At 57.2% G+C, this 17,880-nt stretch carries 16 protein-coding genes; 7 read left to right on the top strand and 9 right to left on the bottom strand.

Translation table 11 applies throughout. The features are described 5' to 3' along the window. Positions 1-8: 8 nt before the first annotated feature. The 3 genes from gabD to glaH are packed head-to-tail and all read right to left on the bottom strand — an operon-like array spanning position 9 to position 3,735. Complete coding sequence (gabD, locus tag ABIE02_RS11300) at positions 9-1,457, bottom strand: NADP-dependent succinate-semialdehyde dehydrogenase (RefSeq protein WP_336994916.1); 1,449 nt, start codon at positions 1,455-1,457, stop codon at positions 9-11. A gap of 23 nt (positions 1,458-1,480) precedes the next feature. After that, complete coding sequence (gene lhgO / locus ABIE02_RS11295; protein ID WP_336994915.1) at positions 1,481-2,746, bottom strand: L-2-hydroxyglutarate oxidase; 1,266 nt, start codon at positions 2,744-2,746, stop codon at positions 1,481-1,483. An 11-nt stretch (positions 2,747-2,757) separates the two neighbouring features. Continuing rightward, positions 2,758-3,735 carry a glutarate dioxygenase GlaH gene (gene glaH, locus ABIE02_RS11290; protein ID WP_032616300.1) on the bottom strand — a complete coding sequence of 326 codons (978 nt, stop codon included), beginning with the start codon at positions 3,733-3,735 and terminating at the stop codon, positions 2,758-2,760. A 351-nt stretch (positions 3,736-4,086) separates the two neighbouring features. Between glaH and ABIE02_RS11285 the strand changes: the two genes are divergently transcribed. Both ABIE02_RS11285 and patD read left to right on the top strand, forming a co-directional pair. Continuing rightward, the gene (locus tag ABIE02_RS11285) at positions 4,087-5,568 is read left to right on the top strand and encodes an APC family permease (RefSeq protein WP_032616301.1); all 1,482 of its coding nucleotides are present in this window, start codon (positions 4,087-4,089) and stop codon (positions 5,566-5,568) included. A gap of 31 nt (positions 5,569-5,599) precedes the next feature. Next, complete coding sequence (gene patD / locus ABIE02_RS11280) at positions 5,600-7,024, top strand: aminobutyraldehyde dehydrogenase (protein ID WP_336994914.1); 1,425 nt, start codon at positions 5,600-5,602, stop codon at positions 7,022-7,024. Between the two features lie 80 nt (positions 7,025-7,104). On the opposite strand, the gene mcrC is transcribed toward patD, so the two are convergent. After that, positions 7,105-8,208, bottom strand: a complete 1,104-nt coding sequence (gene mcrC / locus ABIE02_RS11275) for a 5-methylcytosine-specific restriction endonuclease system specificity protein McrC (protein ID WP_103792642.1) — start codon at positions 8,206-8,208, stop codon at positions 7,105-7,107. After that, entirely contained in the window at positions 8,205-10,160 is a 1,956-nt protein-coding gene (locus tag ABIE02_RS11270; RefSeq protein ID WP_059308841.1) for an AAA family ATPase, read from the bottom strand. Before ABIE02_RS11270 ends, mcrC begins: the two co-directional genes overlap by 4 nt. A 180-nt stretch (positions 10,161-10,340) precedes the next feature. On the opposite strand from ABIE02_RS11270, the gene ABIE02_RS11265 reads away from it, so the two are divergent. The 4 genes from ABIE02_RS11265 to ABIE02_RS11250 all read left to right on the top strand — a co-directional run bounded on the left by ABIE02_RS11265 (position 10,341) and on the right by ABIE02_RS11250 (position 12,094). Further along, entirely contained in the window at positions 10,341-10,625 is a 285-nt protein-coding gene (locus tag ABIE02_RS11265) for a hypothetical protein (RefSeq protein ID WP_032616303.1), read from the top strand. 11 nt (positions 10,626-10,636) lie between these two features. Continuing rightward, the gene (locus ABIE02_RS11260) at positions 10,637-11,029 is read left to right on the top strand and encodes a hypothetical protein (RefSeq protein WP_230431150.1); all 393 of its coding nucleotides are present in this window, start codon (positions 10,637-10,639) and stop codon (positions 11,027-11,029) included. 208 nt (positions 11,030-11,237) lie between these two features. Further along, positions 11,238-11,663, top strand: coding sequence for a hypothetical protein (locus ABIE02_RS11255; RefSeq protein WP_223610441.1), 426 nt, complete (start codon positions 11,238-11,240; stop codon positions 11,661-11,663). Between the two features lie 5 nt (positions 11,664-11,668). Continuing rightward, entirely contained in the window at positions 11,669-12,094 is a 426-nt protein-coding gene (locus ABIE02_RS11250) for a FosA8 family fosfomycin resistance glutathione transferase (protein ID WP_230431151.1), read from the top strand. Between the two features lie 66 nt (positions 12,095-12,160). On the opposite strand, the gene ABIE02_RS11245 is transcribed toward ABIE02_RS11250, so the two are convergent. Genes ABIE02_RS11245 through ABIE02_RS11230 form a run of 4 tightly spaced genes read right to left on the bottom strand, consistent with a single transcriptional unit; the run spans position 12,161 to position 16,910 of the window. Then, positions 12,161-12,982: an alpha/beta fold hydrolase gene (locus ABIE02_RS11245; RefSeq protein WP_032616306.1), complete on the bottom strand. Its 822-nt coding sequence runs from the start codon at positions 12,980-12,982 to the stop codon at positions 12,161-12,163. Positions 12,983-13,012: 30 nt separating this feature from the next. Continuing rightward, a complete protein-coding gene (locus ABIE02_RS11240; protein ID WP_059308837.1) occupies positions 13,013-14,623 on the bottom strand; it encodes an MFS transporter in 1,611 nt (536 codons plus the stop codon). Beyond that, positions 14,620-15,033: a DoxX family protein gene (locus ABIE02_RS11235; RefSeq protein ID WP_375341694.1), complete on the bottom strand. Its 414-nt coding sequence runs from the start codon at positions 15,031-15,033 to the stop codon at positions 14,620-14,622. Before ABIE02_RS11235 ends, ABIE02_RS11240 begins: the two co-directional genes overlap by 4 nt. A 5-nt stretch (positions 15,034-15,038) precedes the next feature. Next, a complete protein-coding gene (locus tag ABIE02_RS11230; protein ID WP_032616309.1) occupies positions 15,039-16,910 on the bottom strand; it encodes an amidohydrolase in 1,872 nt (623 codons plus the stop codon). Positions 16,911-17,147: 237 nt separating this feature from the next. On the opposite strand from ABIE02_RS11230, the gene ABIE02_RS11225 reads away from it, so the two are divergent. Then, positions 17,148-17,840 (top strand): hydrolase, encoded by a 693-nt coding sequence (locus tag ABIE02_RS11225; protein WP_032616310.1) that lies wholly within the window; start codon positions 17,148-17,150, stop codon positions 17,838-17,840. Positions 17,841-17,880 lie beyond the last annotated feature (40 nt).

The raw sequence follows: 17,880 nt of genomic DNA, 5'->3' as shown, positions 1-17,880 counted from the left end.
CTCCTGAATTAAAGGCCGATGCACATATATTTGATTTCTAAGTAATCTTCGATACCGTATTTAGAACCTTCCCGACCCAGGCCAGAGGCTTTAATGCCGCCGAACGGGGCCACTTCGTTAGAGATAATACCGGTGTTGATCCCGACGATGCCGTACTCCAGCGCCTCGCCCACGCGGAACACGCGGCTCAGGTCGCGGGCATAGAAATAGGCCGCCAGGCCAAACTCGGTATCGTTGGCCATGGCGATAACGTCGGCTTCATCCTTGAAACGGAACAGCGGTGCCAGCGGGCCAAACGTCTCCTCTTTTGCCACTTTCGCATCACCGGGTACATCTACCAGAATAGTCGGCTGGAAGAAGTTGCCGCCTAATTTATGCAGGGACCCGCCGGTCACCATGCGGGCGCCTTTCGCCACGGCGTCGGCAATGTGTTCTTCCACTTTATCAACCGCCTTGCTGTCGATCAGCGGCCCGATGGTCACGCCCTGGGTCAGGCCGTCGCCGATCTGCATCTTATCCACCGCCTGCTGGAGTTTTTCGGCAAAGCGATCGTAAACGCCGTCCTGCACGTACAGACGGTTGGCGCAAACGCAGGTCTGCCCGGCGTTGCGGAACTTCGAGGCCAGCGCCCCTTCCACGGCTTTATCAAGGTCGGCATCGTCAAAGACGATAAAGGGCGCGTTGCCCCCCAGCTCCAGCGACACTTTTTTGATGTCTTTCGCGCACTGGGCCATCAGCTGGCGGCCAATCTCGGTCGAGCCGGTAAAGGAGAGCTTGCGCACCAGCGGGTTACTGGTCAGTTCGTTGCCGATATCGGACGCCGAACCGGTGACCACGTTAAACACCCCGGCGGGGATCCCGGCCCGGCTCGCCAGTTCCGCCAGCGCCAGCGCGGAGTAGGGCGTCTGGCTGGCGGGTTTAAGCACCATGGTGCAGCCTGCCGCCAGGGCTGGCCCGGCCTTGCGGGTGATCATCGCCGCCGGGAAGTTCCACGGGGTGATGGCCGCCGTCACGCCGATCGGCTGCTTAATCACAATCAAACGCTTATCCGCCTGATGGCCCGGAATGGTGTCGCCGTAGACCCGTTTCCCCTCTTCGGCGAACCACTCTATAAAGGAGGCGGCATAGCTGATCTCGCCTTTGGCTTCCGCCAGCGGTTTGCCCTGCTCAAGGGTCATCAGCCGGGCGAGATCGTCCTGGTTAGCCATCATCAAATCGAACCAGCGGCGCAGAATGGTGGCGCGCTTTTTGGCCGTGAGCGCTCGCCAGGCGGGCAGGGCGCGGTTCGCGGCCTCAATCGCTTCGCGGGTCTCGTCGGTGCCCATTTTCGGCACGCTGCCCAGGGTCTGGCCGTTCGCCGGGTTGGTCACGGCGAGGGTGTCACCGCTGTGGGCGTCGCACCACTCACCTTCTATATAAGCCTGCTGGCGGAATAAGCTGGGATCGTTGAGTTGCATGATGGCTTCCTGTCTCAGAATGATTAACGGGTAAACGCGGCATGTAATGTCTCCACACCAGGGCTCTGCAAGGACCGCCCGGGGTTGTGCTGACTGGCAATCAAGGTCTGAACCTTGCTCACAATATGCGCGCCAATCGGGATTGCCGAGGTCGCAGCCGGTGAGGGGGCATTACAGGTATGGATGGTGCGCGGCGTGGTGACAAATAAAAAATCGTCGATCAGCTTACCGTCTGGCGAAACTGCTTGCGCCCTCACACCTGCAGGCCAGGGATGCAGATCCTTCACCGTCAGGCTCGGGCAATACTTTTGCACCTGTTTCAGATAGCCGCTTTTGCACAGCGAGTTTTTCATCTCGCCCAAGCCCGATCGCAAATTGTTCTGCAGCACCCGGCGAATCCCGGACGAGCCCATAATTTCCAGCATATCGGATAAGGAGAAATCGCCCTTGCGGTAGCCCTCGCGCTTAAAGGCCAGCACCGCGTTTGGCCCCACCGTGACGCTGCCGTCGATCATGCGGGTGAGATGAACGCCCAAAAACGGCATGGCCGGATCCGGGATCGGGTAGATAAGGTGGTTGACGATCTGATTGTGCTCCGGCGCCAGGCGGAAATACTCCCCGCGGAACGGGCAGATGATAAAGCCTGGGTCGATGCCGAGCATTTTCACCAGTCGGTCGGCCATCAGCCCGGAGCAGCTGATTAAGGTGCTGGCTTCAAACTCGCGTCCGTCATGGGTGTGGATCACCACGCCGTCGGCGTGTTCTTTCAGGGCGCAGACTTCGGCGCGATACACCACTTCCCCGCCTTTCGCCTGGAAGCGTTTTGCCATTGCTGCCGCCACCTCGCGATAGCTGACGATCCCGCTGGAAGGGACAAAAATCCCGCCCAGCCCGGTGATATTAGGCTCGCGCTCGCGCAGTTCCGCGCCGCTCAGCCATTCGCGCTCGATGCCGTTGGCGGCGGTGCGATCCCACAGGGCCTGCATCCGCACCATCTCCAGCGCCGAGGTGGCAACCAGCATCTTGCCGCAGATGTCGTAGTGGATATTGTTCTCATCGCAGAAGGCTTTGGTCGCCCGATTGCCCGCCAGGCAGAACTGCGCCTTCAGGCTGCCGGGGGTGTAGTAAACCCCGGCATGGATCACCCCGCTGTTGTGCCCGGTCTGGTGGCAGGCGGGGCCAGCCTCCTTCTCCAGCAGCGCGATGCGGGCGTCCGGGTAGCATTCAATCAGCTGCATGGCGGTCGACATACCGATAATGCCGCCGCCGATAATCACGAAATCATACATCCGCTCAATTCCTACTGATGGGTCTGATAGTGGCGGGTGGCGTAGCTGATATACCCGCGCTGGCGCATCAACTCCCGGCGCAGATCCGGGTGCGGGGTAAAGCGATCCCGGCCATGCAGCCAGAACATATTGTTAATCAGCAGGAATTTACCCACCGGTACGGGAATGGAGACGATGCTTTTGCTGCTCTCCAGCGCGTCAGAAAGTTCGCTCAGCCAGACGCCCTCTTCAAAATCTTTCGGCTGGACGAACTGGTCGATATAGCGCATCACCGGGCGGCCCTGCTGGTCGACGTCAAACACCGGGTGGAACACATCGGCCGCCACGTTTTTGCTCGGCGGTGCCGTCCAGCGCAGCGGGCGGCGGGCCAGAGGATGACTAAAGAATTTATCCAGCGCTTCCCAGTCGTCGAGGTGCAGCAGCAGAGAGTTGCCGCCCTGCATGTTCTGCTCGTCGATTTTCATCATCAGCACGTAGTCGGTCACTTCATCAACAAAAGTGCCGTCGTTGTGCAGCTCCAGCACGCGGTGGGGCTGGCGCAGGTAGCTGTCTGAGTTATCGACATTTTTCACCGTAAAGCGGGCGTAGTACTGGCCGCTCATGGCGTCATAGTTGGAGCGGCCGATGAGGTGCGCGACGGCGGTGGCGATCTTCACCATCTCGTCGGCCTGGGTGACGTTATCCACCCCCTCGGCAGAAATCAGCATCGCGCCCTGGTCACGGCTGAGCAGGGTGTTCAGCAGCAACGGCTGGAGCTGGTTGCCGCACAGGTCATCGAGGATCTTCGCCACCCGAAAGCGCAGAAACGATTTGTACTCCAGGGCCTGAATGGGCCACTGCTCTACCTCCCGCAGGAACTGCTGCGTCACCTCTGCGGAGAACGTCAGTTCCAGCAAACGCGGAGACTGCACGGATGTCGCGATGCTGAAACCGGAGATGGTGCGGGCTAACGCCTCGTCGGGCTGTTGTACGGCGGTAAGTGCATTCATCGAATCAATCCTCTCAGAAAGTATTCAGGAGACAGGGCTGTGCATTTCGTAGCCATAAATTAAAAATATCTACATTCTGGCGAAATGGGCCTGGCCTGGCGTGAATGTTTAAATTTTGTGATGGATGCGAGAAAAACAGGCGAAATGACGGGAAAATGCGCCGCCAGGCGGCGAACGGGCTGAGGCAAGGTGATCGGCCTCACGGAAAAGGCGGGTTGTGCTTAACAAAAACGTGACATATCCATACAAAACTTAACAAATCGTGGCGGGGGTGCTGTACGGCGTTGTAGGGCTCTTCTATACCTTGATTCGTGTTACCTGCGACTCAACCTCAACACAGAGAATAAACGTATGGAACAGACTTCTGGCAAGAAAAGTGAAGCAATTCATAGCGATACTACACAGCATTTCAACCGCTCCATCGGCCTTATCTCTAACTTTTCGCTTGGGTTCACCTACCTCTCGCCGCTGACGGCGGTCTACTCCCTGTTTGCGCTGGCGGTGACGCTGGCAGGGCCGCCAGCGATCTGGTGGATCCCGATCGTGGCCTGCGGGCAGCTGCTGGTGGCGCTGGTGTTTGGCGAAGTGGCATCGCAGTACCCGATTACCGGCGGTTTATACCCGTGGGCACGCCGCCTGTGGGGGCGTAAATATGCGTGGATCGCCGCCTGGATCTACCTGTGGGCGCTGGTGGTGACCATCACCTCGGTGGCGGAATACACCGCTACCTTCGTGGGGTCGCTGTTCGGCTTTGACATCTCGGCGGGCAATATGTTGATCACCTCGGTGGTCCTGCTCCTGATGATGATGGCGATAAACATGTCGGGCACCAAAAACCTCGCCCGGGTCGCCAGGATTGGCTTCTGGTGTGAAATCGTCAGCGTGATTGCGCTCGGGATCTACCTGCTGCTGTTCCATCGCGCGCAGCCTTTCTCGGTGGTCTTCGACTCGATGGGCGTTATCGCCAAAGACGGCAGCTACCAGCCGGCCTTTATGGCGGCGGCGCTGATCGGCCTGTTTATGTTCTTCGGCTTTGAAGCCTGCGGCAACGTGGCGGAAGAGGTCAAAAACCCGAGCAAAAAGATCCCGGTGGCGATGATCCTGAGCATCGTGTTTGGTGCGATCTCGGCGATCATCTCGATCCTCGGCTACCTGCTGGCCTCCCCGAATCTGATGAATATTGTTAACGGCCAGATCGCCGATCCCATCCCGGCGATCCTCAACGAAGCCCTCGGCGAGACCGGTGCCACGGTATTTATCATCATCGCGGTGATCGCCATGCTGTCGTGCATTCTGTCCCTGCAGGCCGCGTTAAGCCGCCTGATCTTCTCCTTCTCCCGCGACCAGATGCTGCCGGGTAGCGCCTGGATGTCGAAGCTGTCGAAAAACAGCGTCCCGGATAACGCAATGATCGTCAGCTGCCTGCTGCCGGTGCTCATCTGCGTGTGGGTCTACTTCCAGCCGGACAACCTGGCGCGCATCACCGCCTTTGCGGTTATCGGCATCTACATTTCGTTCCAGATGGTGGTCCTGGCGGCGCTGCGTCAGCGTCTGAAAGGCTGGAAACCGGCCGGGGAGTGGAGCGTGGGCGGCTGGGGGATGCTGGTTAACATCCTGGCGCTGGCCTATGGCCTGTGTGGGATCTGGCTGCTGGCACAACCGGCTGAAAGCAATGACTTTATGGACCGCTGGACGGTGCTGGTGGGGCTGGCGGTGGTGGTGATTTCTGGCCTGGTGTACATGGTGCTGGCCCGTCCGTTCGGGCGCTCAAATGCGCCGGAAAATGACGCGATCGAGCATGCAAAACGGCTGAACGCAGGACAACCTCTGTAATTTCCCGAACATAAAAACAATGGAGTCGGCTATGCAACACAACTTATTGATCAATGGCGAACTGATTGCCGGTTCAGGTGAGAAGCAGCCCGTCTATAACCCGGCCACCGGCGAGGTGTTGCTGGAGATTGCCGAAGCCAGCCCGGAGCAGGTGGATGCCGCGGTACAGGCCGCCGATCGCGCCTTCCGGCAGTGGGGGCAGACCACGCCCAAAGCCCGTGCCGAGTGTCTCCTGAAGCTGGCGGACGTCATCGAACAGAACGCCAACACCTTCGCCAGACTGGAGTCGCTGAACTGCGGCAAACCGCTGCACTGCGTGCTGAACGATGAAATCCCGGCCATTGTCGATGTGTTCCGCTTCTTTGCGGGGGCAACCCGCTGCCTGAACGGCCTCGCCGCCGGGGAGTACCTGGAAGGGCACACCTCCATGATCCGCCGCGATCCGGTGGGCGTGGTGGCCTCCATCGCCCCGTGGAACTACCCGCTGATGATGGCGGCGTGGAAGCTCGGCCCGGCGCTGGCGGCGGGGAACTGCGTGGTGCTTAAGCCCTCAGAGATCACCCCGCTCACTGCCCTGAAGCTGGCCGAGCTGGCCAAAGATATCTTCCCGGCCGGGGTGATCAACGTCCTGTTTGGCCGGGGGAAAACCGTCGGCGACCCGCTGACCGGCCACGATAAAGTGCGCATGGTGTCGCTGACGGGTTCCATCGCCACGGGCGAGCATATTCTGGGCCACACCGCGTCCTCGATTAAGCGCACCCATATGGAGCTGGGCGGCAAAGCGCCGGTCATCGTCTTTAACGACGCCGACATCGATGCGGTGGTTGAGGGCGTCCGCACCTTTGGTTTTTACAATGCCGGACAGGACTGCACCGCGGCCTGTCGTATCTATGCGCAAAAAGAGGTCTATAACGCGCTGGTGGAGAAGCTGGGCGTCGCCGTGGCCAGCCTGAAAATGGGCGCCCCGGAGGATGAAACCACCGAGCTGGGGCCAGTCAGCTCTGCCGCTCATCTGGCCCGCGTCAGCGAAGCGGTGGACCGCGCAAAAGCCCTGCCGCACATTCACGTGGTCACCGGCGGTAACGTGGCGGGCGGCAGCGGGTACTATTTCCAGCCGACCCTGCTGGCCGGGGCGAAGCAGGAGGACGAGATCATCCAGCGCGAAGTCTTCGGCCCGGTGGTCAGCGTCAGCCTGTTCGACGACGAAGAGCAGGTGCTGGAGTGGGCCAATGACTCACAGTACGGCCTGGCCTCATCGGTATGGACCAAAGATGTGGGCCGCGCGCACCGCATGAGCGCCCGCCTGCAATACGGCTGCACCTGGGTGAACACGCACTTTATGCTAGTGAGCGAAATGCCGCACGGCGGCCAGAAGCTGTCCGGCTACGGCAAGGATATGTCGATGTATGGGCTGGAAGATTACACCGTGGTGCGGCATGTGATGGTTAAGCACTAACGGCACTGCCCGACGGCGCTTCGCTTGCATGGTCTGCGGTTTAACAGGCCGGGTAAGCGCAGCGCCACCGGGCGTAAATGTCATGACTGCGCGCAACCACTAACCAAATCCAGTAATTGGTTTTTTATCGATTGTGCATCTGCCGCCATATCAACTGTCGCAAAATGAATCTTATGTCCTTGCGTGACGATAAATTCATTCAGCATATACCCAACGGCAGGGTGCAACAGCATGCCTGAAGCGTTAAGGGATAACGGATCGTCATTGTTCTCCTGAGTGCGCAGATAGGTATACAGCTGATAAATATAGCCACTGCGCAACGTGGTATCTCGGTGCCAGCCCTTCGTAAGGATCGCATTAAATTTGGTATCAACAATGATGCGTTTCTTATTAACCCTGTGTTCAAGAACGATATCTGACTTCATCGTCGGGAAGATATCAGCACTCCCAGCACTTTGATCGCTCAATGCCCATTTCAGCTCTTTTCCGGCCGCGACATGCCAGATGTCTTTTTCAAGATGGACCCGATAAAAGCCCGCGATACCTTTCTCAAATAACTTTCTCATCCAGGCCTCGTTATTTGAAGGGGAGGGTAAAAGGTGGTGACCCTGATCCTCGGTGGGTAACAGCAACTGATAGGCCAGCTGTGCGGCATCCACCATCGGTTTATCGGCCGCGTCATGGCGACCAAAGCGCGTCACCGAGGGCAGTTCGCGGTTGTCAGGGTACTCACCGTTTATACCTTCCCGACGCAACGCCATTGCCGCAAAGCGGCAATCTGCGGCCAGTGCAGGTTTGGTGATGAGCGGGGTAAGCCGTTCTAACGCACAGCGAACGTAGCGATTTCGTGGCGTATCGAGGGTCATCTCCTGGAACTGACATGCAACCCGGCCGCGATCTAATAGCTGATGGCTGGCCGTATGCAGAATATCAATGCGTCCTCGAACCCGATTCAGAGAGGCATGCCGGGTTTGATAGCCCATGCTTAAATTACGGCGGCGGCGCAGCGCAATTTCATGTAGAAGGATCTTCGCCACCAGATCGGGGATTTCATCTGGGTTATCTTCCACAGCTACATTGCGTCGCCCAAGTTCCCGAAACAAGTCGGAAGCGTATAGCATCAGTAGCCAGAGATTGCGCACGGGAATGCGTGCCGTCTTATGTTGCTCGCTCTCGGAAGTCATTGTGCTAATAACACTTTTCTAGCGTCGTTAACTTTTTTCGGGGCATCGAACCAGTATTCGGCGAGTAAAGGGCAAATCTCCGTCTCGACGACTTGTTCATACCAGGCTACGGCTTCGCCAATCTTCTGGCCGGTTGCCGGGGTAACATAGCTGTGTCCGATACAGAATTGCGGTCCCAGAGTGACATCATTCGCCAGCATTTCATTCAATGTCGTCAGTCGTGATTCGATTAAGGTTAAAACGTCCAGCTCGACGGCAAACTTTTGGTTCACCCAGCTTTTCCACGCCTCGTTAAATACGGGCTTCAGGTCGATAAACGCAAAACGGCGACGCAAGGCTAAGTCGAGGAGTGCCAGAGAACGGTCGGCAATGTTCATGGTGCCGATGATATATAAATTCTCGGGAATATAGATTTTCTCATCCGGATCCGTGCGATAGGAGAGTTCCAGCGCCTCATTCGGAGTGCGTTTATCGGCTTCCATCAGGGTGAGAGTTTCGCCGAAAATTTGTGCCGGATTACCGCGATTGATCTCCTCAATAATCACTACATATTTTGCAGCAGGGTTATTAAGCGCTTTATTGATGGCATTAACGAATGGCCCATCGATCAGTTCCAGCCGTCCCTCTTTCCCCGGGCGCCAGCCGCGAATAAAATCTTCATAAGAGAGATTTGGATGGAACTGAACCGCGCTGATCCGCTCAGGGGCTTGCTCACCCATCAAACAGTATGCCAGACGGCGTGCTAACCAGGTTTTACCCGTGCCGGGAGGGCCTTGCAGGATCAGGTTTTTCTTGTCTTTAAGTCGCTGGAGGGTGAGCTTAATTTTATCTTCATCAAGGAAGCAGCCCTCGTCGAGCAGATTGCTGATGAAGTAAGGTTTATGAGCATTTTTGGCTGGTGGCGCACTCTCTTCGACCGATTCTTCAGTAACGCTCTGTACTTCGCTTTTATCAAAGTTCAGGTATTCATAGTTACCAGCATTGAGGAACCTTAACTCATCATCCTTTCGCAATATCTGCAGGTAATAATAGATTGAATTTTCAACCGTATTGTTATTCGGATGATCTGCTTTAATTTCGTCCAGGTAGTTTTCTTTCAGTTCCTGAGAAGTGAAATAAGGACTCTCTTTTTGCAGGCATAAGGTCTTAATTTTATTCAGCAGATAAACTTTCCATGTTCGATTTTCCACCTCATCTTTTGACTGGGCGACATCTGTATTCCACGCCGTCAACGAGAGTTCTGGAAAACTATGGACAGGGAAGTTTGGCTGGGTAAAAGCCTGTTTGAGAGCCTGCATAAGACTTAGGTAGCTTTGCCCGCTGCAGCGGCCTTTCACACCATTTTTCAGGATTTTAATGTTCAGGACTTTCTGGATGTAATATTGCGACTGGCTATCTAAGGTGGGGTAAAACCACGGACGGATCCAGTACAGCCCCATGGTCAGGTTCCAACCGACATTGTGTACGTTTGAAGTGACATCATAAACTATAGAAAAAGCGCCAGGGTCGACATCCGGATCATCCGCGAATCTGATTGCCTGGGTAAACATCTCCCAGAGAAACTCAATGTCATTGTCGGTGCGGGTCTTTTCGTAAGCAAAAAACCAGGATTTTTGGTTGTTGAGCAGAGGGATGCCATCAAAAGAATCGGGTACAGGTTCGTTCACACCCAGTAGGTCCGCCAGCCTGGCGGCAATCACTTTGCGATTCGCATCGGTAAGGCTGCGATTGAACAATCCCATCGTTGTAAACGGGCAAATGTCTTTTAACGGATGAGGTTCGCCCTGAGCAGGTTTGTCCTGCAGGTGTGACATCCCGCCAACGTCAGCGGCAATCCGATGGATACCTTCGACTAGCTCCTCTCTACGATTTCGCCAGGTCAGTAATTTGCTGGCAAAAGCCTGATAAAAAGTTGCCCACGCAAATCTGGTATCGTGTTCAGCCGCGTTCATATTCTCTCCAGTAAAATTTTTCGGTATTTATCATTCTGTTGTCGGAATTTTACGGGATCTTAGGACGCAATGCCTAACTACCCAAAACAGGGATCACATAAGGGATATATGCATTCTATATGGATCATTTCCCCGTCCCTCTATATACTTTGCATATAGCGTTAAAGAAGAGAGGTTATCATGCCCACCCCAACACGCACTGCGCCTAAAAAATTCCTTTTCCAGCTCCGTTCTGTTGATAACGAATTTGGTGTCAGCGAAGACACCTTTGCCCGGCTAATGGCGGAGTTGTCCCTGAACCAGACCGAGTTAGTCCACAAGGCGTTACGCAACCTTGCTAAAGAGGTGCTGCCCTCATACGAACAGGACGATGGCCCGTTGACCGACGCACAACATAAAGCGATCAGAAAAGTGTCAGGCCTCGATATTTCAGAGGACGATCTGGACTCTCCATTATTCAAATAAGCAGGATGCTTATGGCTAATAATTACAACCCGTTACCCGCAATCGGTGACATTATCTGGTGTAAATTTCCTCAACATGAGGATCTGGGCCATCCGGGGCCAAAAGCGCGTCCCGGACTGATTCTGAACGTCTTCCCGGATCTGCATGCCGTCCTGATCGTCTATGGAACCTCACGGACGGACCACGTCTATCAGGGCGAATTTGTCATCGACGATCAACTGGATACGGCAGGGTTAAGCTGGCCGACAAAGTTTGATCTTAATCGCCTGCAAAAATTGCCTTTTAACACCGAGTGGTTTGCGGTGGCACCAGGCGTGGAGATCGCTACGCCGTTGCCAAAAATGGGCGTCATCCCGCCGGTATTTATTCCCGTTATGCGTGCCGCCTGGGCTAAAAGAAGGTAGCAGTCGTTGCCCGGCGGCGCTTCGCTTGCATGGCCTGCGGTTTAACAGGCCGGGGAAGCGCAGCGCCACCGGGTTTAAAGGGTGACGGAGTATCGGGCTAAAATCCTAATAACATGCGGTTATATAGACAGCGATGGAAAAGAGTCCATACCATCAGGCCAGTCATTTTAAAAAATATAAATTCTGAGTTCACAATAAGATATCAGGGATGATGTTTATTTTTATGAGATCTCTCACTGCTATATTTATCGCCGCATTAATCCTGGGCGGAACATTTATCTACATCACCGCATCTAACATAAACGAGATGACGGTTTACAAAGAAACCGACCGCTACCGTTATTACACTCTCACTTATAATGAAATTCAAAACGCGCCGAGAATTTCCCAACATTACTACTTTGAATCTCATCCTGGCGACGGATATCCCCCTTCGAATGACATTATTTTTAAAGACACGACTAATGCTGAGCCGCTTCGTGTCTACCTCATCAATTTAGGGTATATCAAAGAAAGGCGAAGAAAGCGTGGAATGGAAGTGTGGTGCCAGCCCAAAAAAGAGTGCAGGGATCGCTTCTATTTATACGTTGATAAACATGCTAAAGAAGTGAGGCTAACCTCTATCCAGGACTGAACCTCATGCTTAACGCCCTTAACCATCTGACCCTTGCCGTCAGCAACCTGCCTGCCAGCATCGCATTCTGGCGCGATCTTCTCGGCCTGCGCCTGCACGCCGAATGGCACACCGGAGCTTACCTTACCTGCGGCGATCTCTGGCTCTGCCTCTCTTATGACGAGACGCGACAATTCATTCCGCCGCAGAACAGCGATTACACCCACTACGCCTTTTCTGTTGAACCGGAACACTTCGACGCCGTCGCGCAAAAGCTGAAAGACGCTGGCGTAACGGTCTGGAAAGAGAACAAAAGCGAAGGGGCGTCGTTCTATTTTCTCGACCCGGACGGGCACAAACTGGAACTGCATGTGGGCGATCTTGCCGCGCGTCTGGCGGCGTGTCGGGAGAAGCCTTACGCGGGAATGGTTTTTACGTCAGATGAAGCGTAACGGGAGGCGAGGGCCTACAAAGGAAAAGTAGGCCGGGTAAGCGCAGCGCCACCCGGCATTCAACCCTTACAGCGACTTCACAAACGTCAGCAGGTCTTCGTTCAGCTGGTCCTGATGCGTCAGCGCAAAGCCGTGCGGCGCGTTGTCGTACACCTTCAGTTCCGCGTTGCCGATCAGCTCTGCCGCCACTTTACCGGTGGTTTCGAACGGCACGATCTGGTCGTTGCTGCCGTGGATCACCAGCGTCGGCACATCAACTTTCGCCATATCCGGGCGGAAGTCGGTTTCGGCAAAGGCGGTTACGCAGTCGAGGGTGCCTTTCAGCGATGCCAGCAGGGCGATGTTCAAGGTCTGGGTCAGCGCGCCTTCGGAAACCGTCTGCCCGGCATTGGTGCCGTAGAACGGCGTAGCGAAATCGCTGATGAACTGGGCGCGATCTTTCAGTAGTCCGTCGCGAATACCTGCGAAGACCGACTGATCCACACCCTGCGGGTAGGAGTCAGACTTACCGAAGATCGGCGTTACCGCACCCAGCAGCGCCAGGCCAGCCACGCGATCGGTGCCGTAGGTGCCGATATAACGGCTCACGTCGCCGCCGCCCATCGAGAAGCCCACCAGCGTCACGTCGCGCAGATCCAGCGCGGTGATCAGGTCGTTGATGTCAGAGGCAAAGGTATCGTAGTCATAGCCATTCCACGGCTGATCCGAACGGCCAAAGCCGCGGCGGTCGAAGGCGATAGCGCGGAAACCGCGTTCGGCCAGATAGTTGAGCTGGCTGTCCCACATGTCGGCATCCAGCGGCCAGCCGTGGCTGAACAGAACCGGTTTACCGGCACCCCAGTCTTTGTAGTAAATCTGCGTGCCATCTTTCGCTTTAATCGTCGCCATAGTGTCTTCCTCAAAGTGTTGTTGTAGGTTCTAAACCGGCGCCACCAGGTAGCGGGTCGCCGGAGGTGCATCGCCCTGATGAAAAGCCAGCACGCGGCTTTGCAGCAGGTGGTCATTCATGGTGTGGCGCTCCTGCAGGCGCAGGTGTTCCACCCAGGAGCCCATCAGGAAGGTCTCGATATAAAGACCCGGCTGGTCGATATCTTCATACACCGCCCAGCTGATGGCTCCCGCACGGCGGCGCACCCGGCGCAGCTCGTGGACGGCCTTCAGGAACTCGCTTACCGCTTCAGGGTCAATTTGATACTCGCAGGAGACCAGCACCGGGCCGCGCTCGTTGGGGATGCTCTCCCGCGCGTCATCGGCAATCAGGCCGCTGGTGTCGAGGTTCAGGTTAGGATCTTTCTCCAGCTTCCAGCGCAGCACCGTGGCGCTGGCGAGGAGCATCCCGATGGTCGCCACGCAGAGTGACGTGGCGGTGTTCACGTGCGAGGCAATCTGTCCCCAGATGGCGCTGCCTGCGGTCATCGAGCCGAAGAAAACCGTCAGGTAGACCGCCAGTGCCCGGGCTTTCACCCAGCGTGCGGCGCTGCGTTGCGCCCCCAGGTTGAGGGTGGAGAGCACAGCAATCCACGCAAAGCCGGTGAAGAACTCAAACAGGTTCAGCAGCCAGAAGTGGCGCACGAAGGCCAGAGCCAGCATGGTGAGAGCAAAGACCAGGCTCGCCGCCACCATCAGTTGATCGGCGTTCAGACGCTGGCGAAGACGCGGCAGCAGCACCGCCCCGGCAATCGCCCCCAGTCCGATGCAGGCCAGCATAATGCCGTACCCTGCCGGGCCGAGACCCAGCTCACGACGTGCCACCAGCGGCAGCAACGCCCAGCCCGCACTGGCGAACACGAAGAACGCCACGGTACGAATCAACACGTTACGCAGCACCGGGGCAGCATGAACGTAGCGCACGCCGGCGCGCACCGCCGAGAAGAAGTGCTCCGGTGGCAGGCGCTGCACCGATGCCGCTGGCTTCCAGCGCCACAGCACCCAGGCCACGCCCAGCACCGACAGGGCATTGAGCATGAACACCATCCACGGCCCGGCCAGCGAGAGCAAAAAGCCCCCCAGCGCCGGGCCGATGGCGCGACTGATGTTAACCCCGAGGGAGTTCAGCGCCACCGCCGGACCCAGTTCGGCTTTGCTCACCAGATCCGGCACCACCGCCTGGAACGGCGGCGAACTCATGGCGCTGCCAACGCTCAGCAGAAACGCTGCGGCCAGCAGCACCGTCGGCGTCACCTGCCCGGTGAACGAGAGGATCGCCAACCCCGCTGCGGCAATAAACATCCACAGCTGGGAGAAGAGCAGGTACTTACGCCGATCGACGATATCCGCCATCACCCCGGAGGGCAGGGCAAAGAGAAACATCGGCAAGCTGCTTGCCGCCTGCACCAGGGCGATATCCAGCGGATCGGCGCTCAGGGTCAGCATGCTCCAGTTGACCCCCACGTCGCTCATCCATGAGCCGACGTTCGAGACCACCGTGGCGATCCACAGCATACGGAACACCCGCTGATGCAGGGGCTGCCAGGTGGACATCGCCGGGGCAGGCGGATGCTCCACGTGCGAGTCGGTAATCTGGGTCATGCGAATCTCTCCGTAACACGCGAACGTACCCGCCACGCGCCGGGGCCGGTGATCGCCAGCGTGGTGAAGATGATCAGCAGCAGCCAGCCAAACTGACCTTCAGCAATCGACCAGCCCGGATGCACCACCAGCATCGCCACCAGCAATACGGCGATGATCGGTACGCAGGCCAGACGGGTTGCCACGCCGAACAAGATCAGGATCGGGCAGATCACTTCGGCGACGATCGCCGGGATCAGGCTGAAGTACGGCCCGAAGCCAAAGGGATCTTCGATCCGCGTCAGTTCTTCGCTGAAATGCAGCACCTTCGGCAGGCCATGCACGTACAGCAGCAGCAGGCTGCCGGTGATACGCAGGAAGAACAGCCCCAGGTCAATCCGGGGCGGGGTCTGATGTGAAGTTGAGTTCATCATGATTAAAACGCAAAGCAGCTGCAGCCCAGCGCTCCCCAGAAGGCGTTATCGTCGGCCACCGGCATCTCTGCCGTGCGGGCAAAGTCATGCGCGTGGTTGTGTACGCCGCACGGGCCGCTGCAGTGGTGAACAGCCTGCATTCCCACGCGGGTAGCCTGAGGCGGTGCGCTGCGGTAGTGACCCGGCACTTTCACCACCGGCGACCACTCCGGCAGGACCGGGATCGCAGGCGGAGCCAGTGGACCAAAGCTGCCTGCGGCGTAGACGATATTGCCATCCACCACCGTCAGTACCGATTCGATACCTTTGATTTCCTCTTCCGGTACGCGGAAGAAGTCTTTGCTCAGTACCGCCAGGTCGGCGAGCTGGCCCTTTTTGATCTGGCCTTTCTGGTTCTGCTCGTTAGAGAACCACGCGCTGCCCTGGGTCCAGAGCATCAGGGCGGTGTCGCGATCCAGACGGGCGCTGTGATCGTACATCTGCATCCCGCCGACGGTGCGGCCAGAGACCAGCCAGTAGAGCGCGGTCCACGGGTTATAGCTCGCCACGCGGGTGGCGTCGGTGCCCAGACCCACCGGTACGCCGGTCTCGAGCATGCGGGTGACTGGCGGAGTATGGCGCACCGCTTCCATCCCGTAACGCTCGGCGAAGTACTCGCCCTGGAAGGCCATGCGGTGCTGCACGGCAATGCCGCCGCCCAGCGCCTTGATACGGTCGATGTTGCGTTGGGTAACGGTCTCGGCGTGGTCGAAGAACCAGTGCAGGCCATCAAAGGGGATCTCGCGGTTCACTTTCTCGAAGACGTCCAGCATCCGGCTGATGGACTCATCGTAGGTGGCGTGCAGACGGAACGGCCAGCGGTGCTCCACCAGATGACGCACCACGCGCTCGAGTTCGTCTTCCATGCCAGGCGCCAGATCCGGGCGCGGCTCGAGGAAATCTTCGAAGTCAGCCGCCGAGAAGACCAGCATCTCGCCTGCGCCGTTATGGCGGAAGAAGTCGGTGCCCTGGCCCGGTTTGAGCATATCGGTCCACTTCTCGAAATCTTCCAGCTCGTGGCCGGGACGCTGGGTAAACAGGTTGTAGGCGATACGGATCGTCATCTGCTTTTTCTCATGCAGTTCGGCGATCACTTCGTAGTCTTCCGGGTAGTTCTGGAAACCGCCGCCCGCGTCGATGGCGCTGGTTAAGCCCAGACGGTTCAGCTCGCGCATAAACTGGCGGGTGGAGTTCACCTGCTGCTCCAGCGGCAGTTTTGGCCCTTTGGCGAGGGTCGCGTAGAGGATCATGGCGTTCGGACGGGCGATCAGCATCCCGGTCGGGTTGCCGTTGGCGTCGCGCTGGATCTCACCGCCCGGTGGGTTCGGCGTATCTTTGGTATAGCCGACCACTTTCAGCGCCGCGCGGTTGAGCAGGGCGCGGTCGTACAGGTGCAGGATAAAGACCGGCGTATCCGGTGCGGCTTCGTTGATCTCGTCTAAGGTTGGCATCCGGCGCTCGGCAAACTGAAACTCGTTCCAGCCGCCCACCACGCGTACCCACTGTGGCGACGGGGTGCGCAGCGCCTGCTCTTTCAACATCCGCAGGGCATCGGCCAGTGACGGCACACCTTCCCAGCGCAGTTCGAGGTTATAGTTCAGCCCGCCACGGATCAGGTGCAGGTGCGAGTCGTTCAGGCCCGGGATGGCGGTGTGACCTTTCAGATCCACCACTTTGGTGGCGTCGTCGTGGTATTGCATCACTTCCGCAACGGTGCCCACGGCAAGGAATTTGCCGTCGCGCACGGCAACCGCTTCGGCGAGGGGATTTTCACGATCGACGGTATGAAACTGGCCGTTTACCAGAATCAAATCTGCTTTAGCAGAGGAAGTCATAACTGCTCCTGACTGAGAGGGGAAATGTCAGGATTATTGGAACCGGTTACCTAAAAAAACCAGTTATACAATGGGATAGGTATACCAAAGTATAACTATACCTCCGTATAACTATACGAAAGGTTAATTATACAAAGAGATAATTACGCCGGGCGTAAGGGAGACATAGGATGCAGGCAACGCATCGTCGCAGCGTCCTGCGGCGGGTTTCACCTGTTAACCTCACTGGATACCATTATGTCTAATTCAAAGCTCGAAGTGTTAACCCCTGATAACTGTCAGATGATCTTTATCGACCAGCAACCGCAGATGGCGTTTGGCGTGCAGTCTATCGATCGTCAGGTGCTGAAAAACAACGTGGTGGCGCTGGCGAAATCGGCCAAAGTGTTCAACATCCCGACCATTATCACCACCGTTGAGACCGAAAGCTTCTCGGGTAACACTTTCCCTGAACTGCTGGACGTGTTCCCGGGTAAAGACATTCTGGAACGTACTTCCATGAACTCCTGGGATGACCAGAAAGTGCGTGACGCCCTGAAAGCCAACGGCAAGAAGAAAGTGGTGGTATCCGGTCTGTGGACCGAAGTGTGCAACAACACCTTCGCCCTGTGCGCGATGCTGGAAGGCGACTACGAGATCTACATGGTGGCTGACGCTTCTGGCGGCACCTCGAAAGACGCCCACGACTTCGCGATGCAGCGCATGATCCAGGCTGGCGTGATCCCGGTGACCTGGCAGCAGGTGATGCTGGAGTGGCAGCGTGACTGGGCGCGTAAAGAGACCTACAACGCGGTGATGGATATCGTGCGTGAGCACTCCGGTGCCTACGGCATGGGCGTTGATTACGCTTACACCATGGTGCACAACGCGCCGTCTCGCCAGAAGAGCGAGCACGAAACCCTGGCCCCGGTTCCAGCCCCGGTCCGCTAAGTGTGTCGCGGCAGGCTGGGCCCTCATCCGGCCTGCCGTT

Source organism: Leclercia sp. 1548 (assembly GCF_050435045.1).
Classification (GTDB): Bacteria; Pseudomonadota; Gammaproteobacteria; order Enterobacterales; family Enterobacteriaceae; genus Enterobacter; species Enterobacter adecarboxylatus.
The sequence above is the reverse complement of the archived record's forward strand: the minus strand, read 5'-3'. Positions and strand labels throughout refer to the sequence as shown.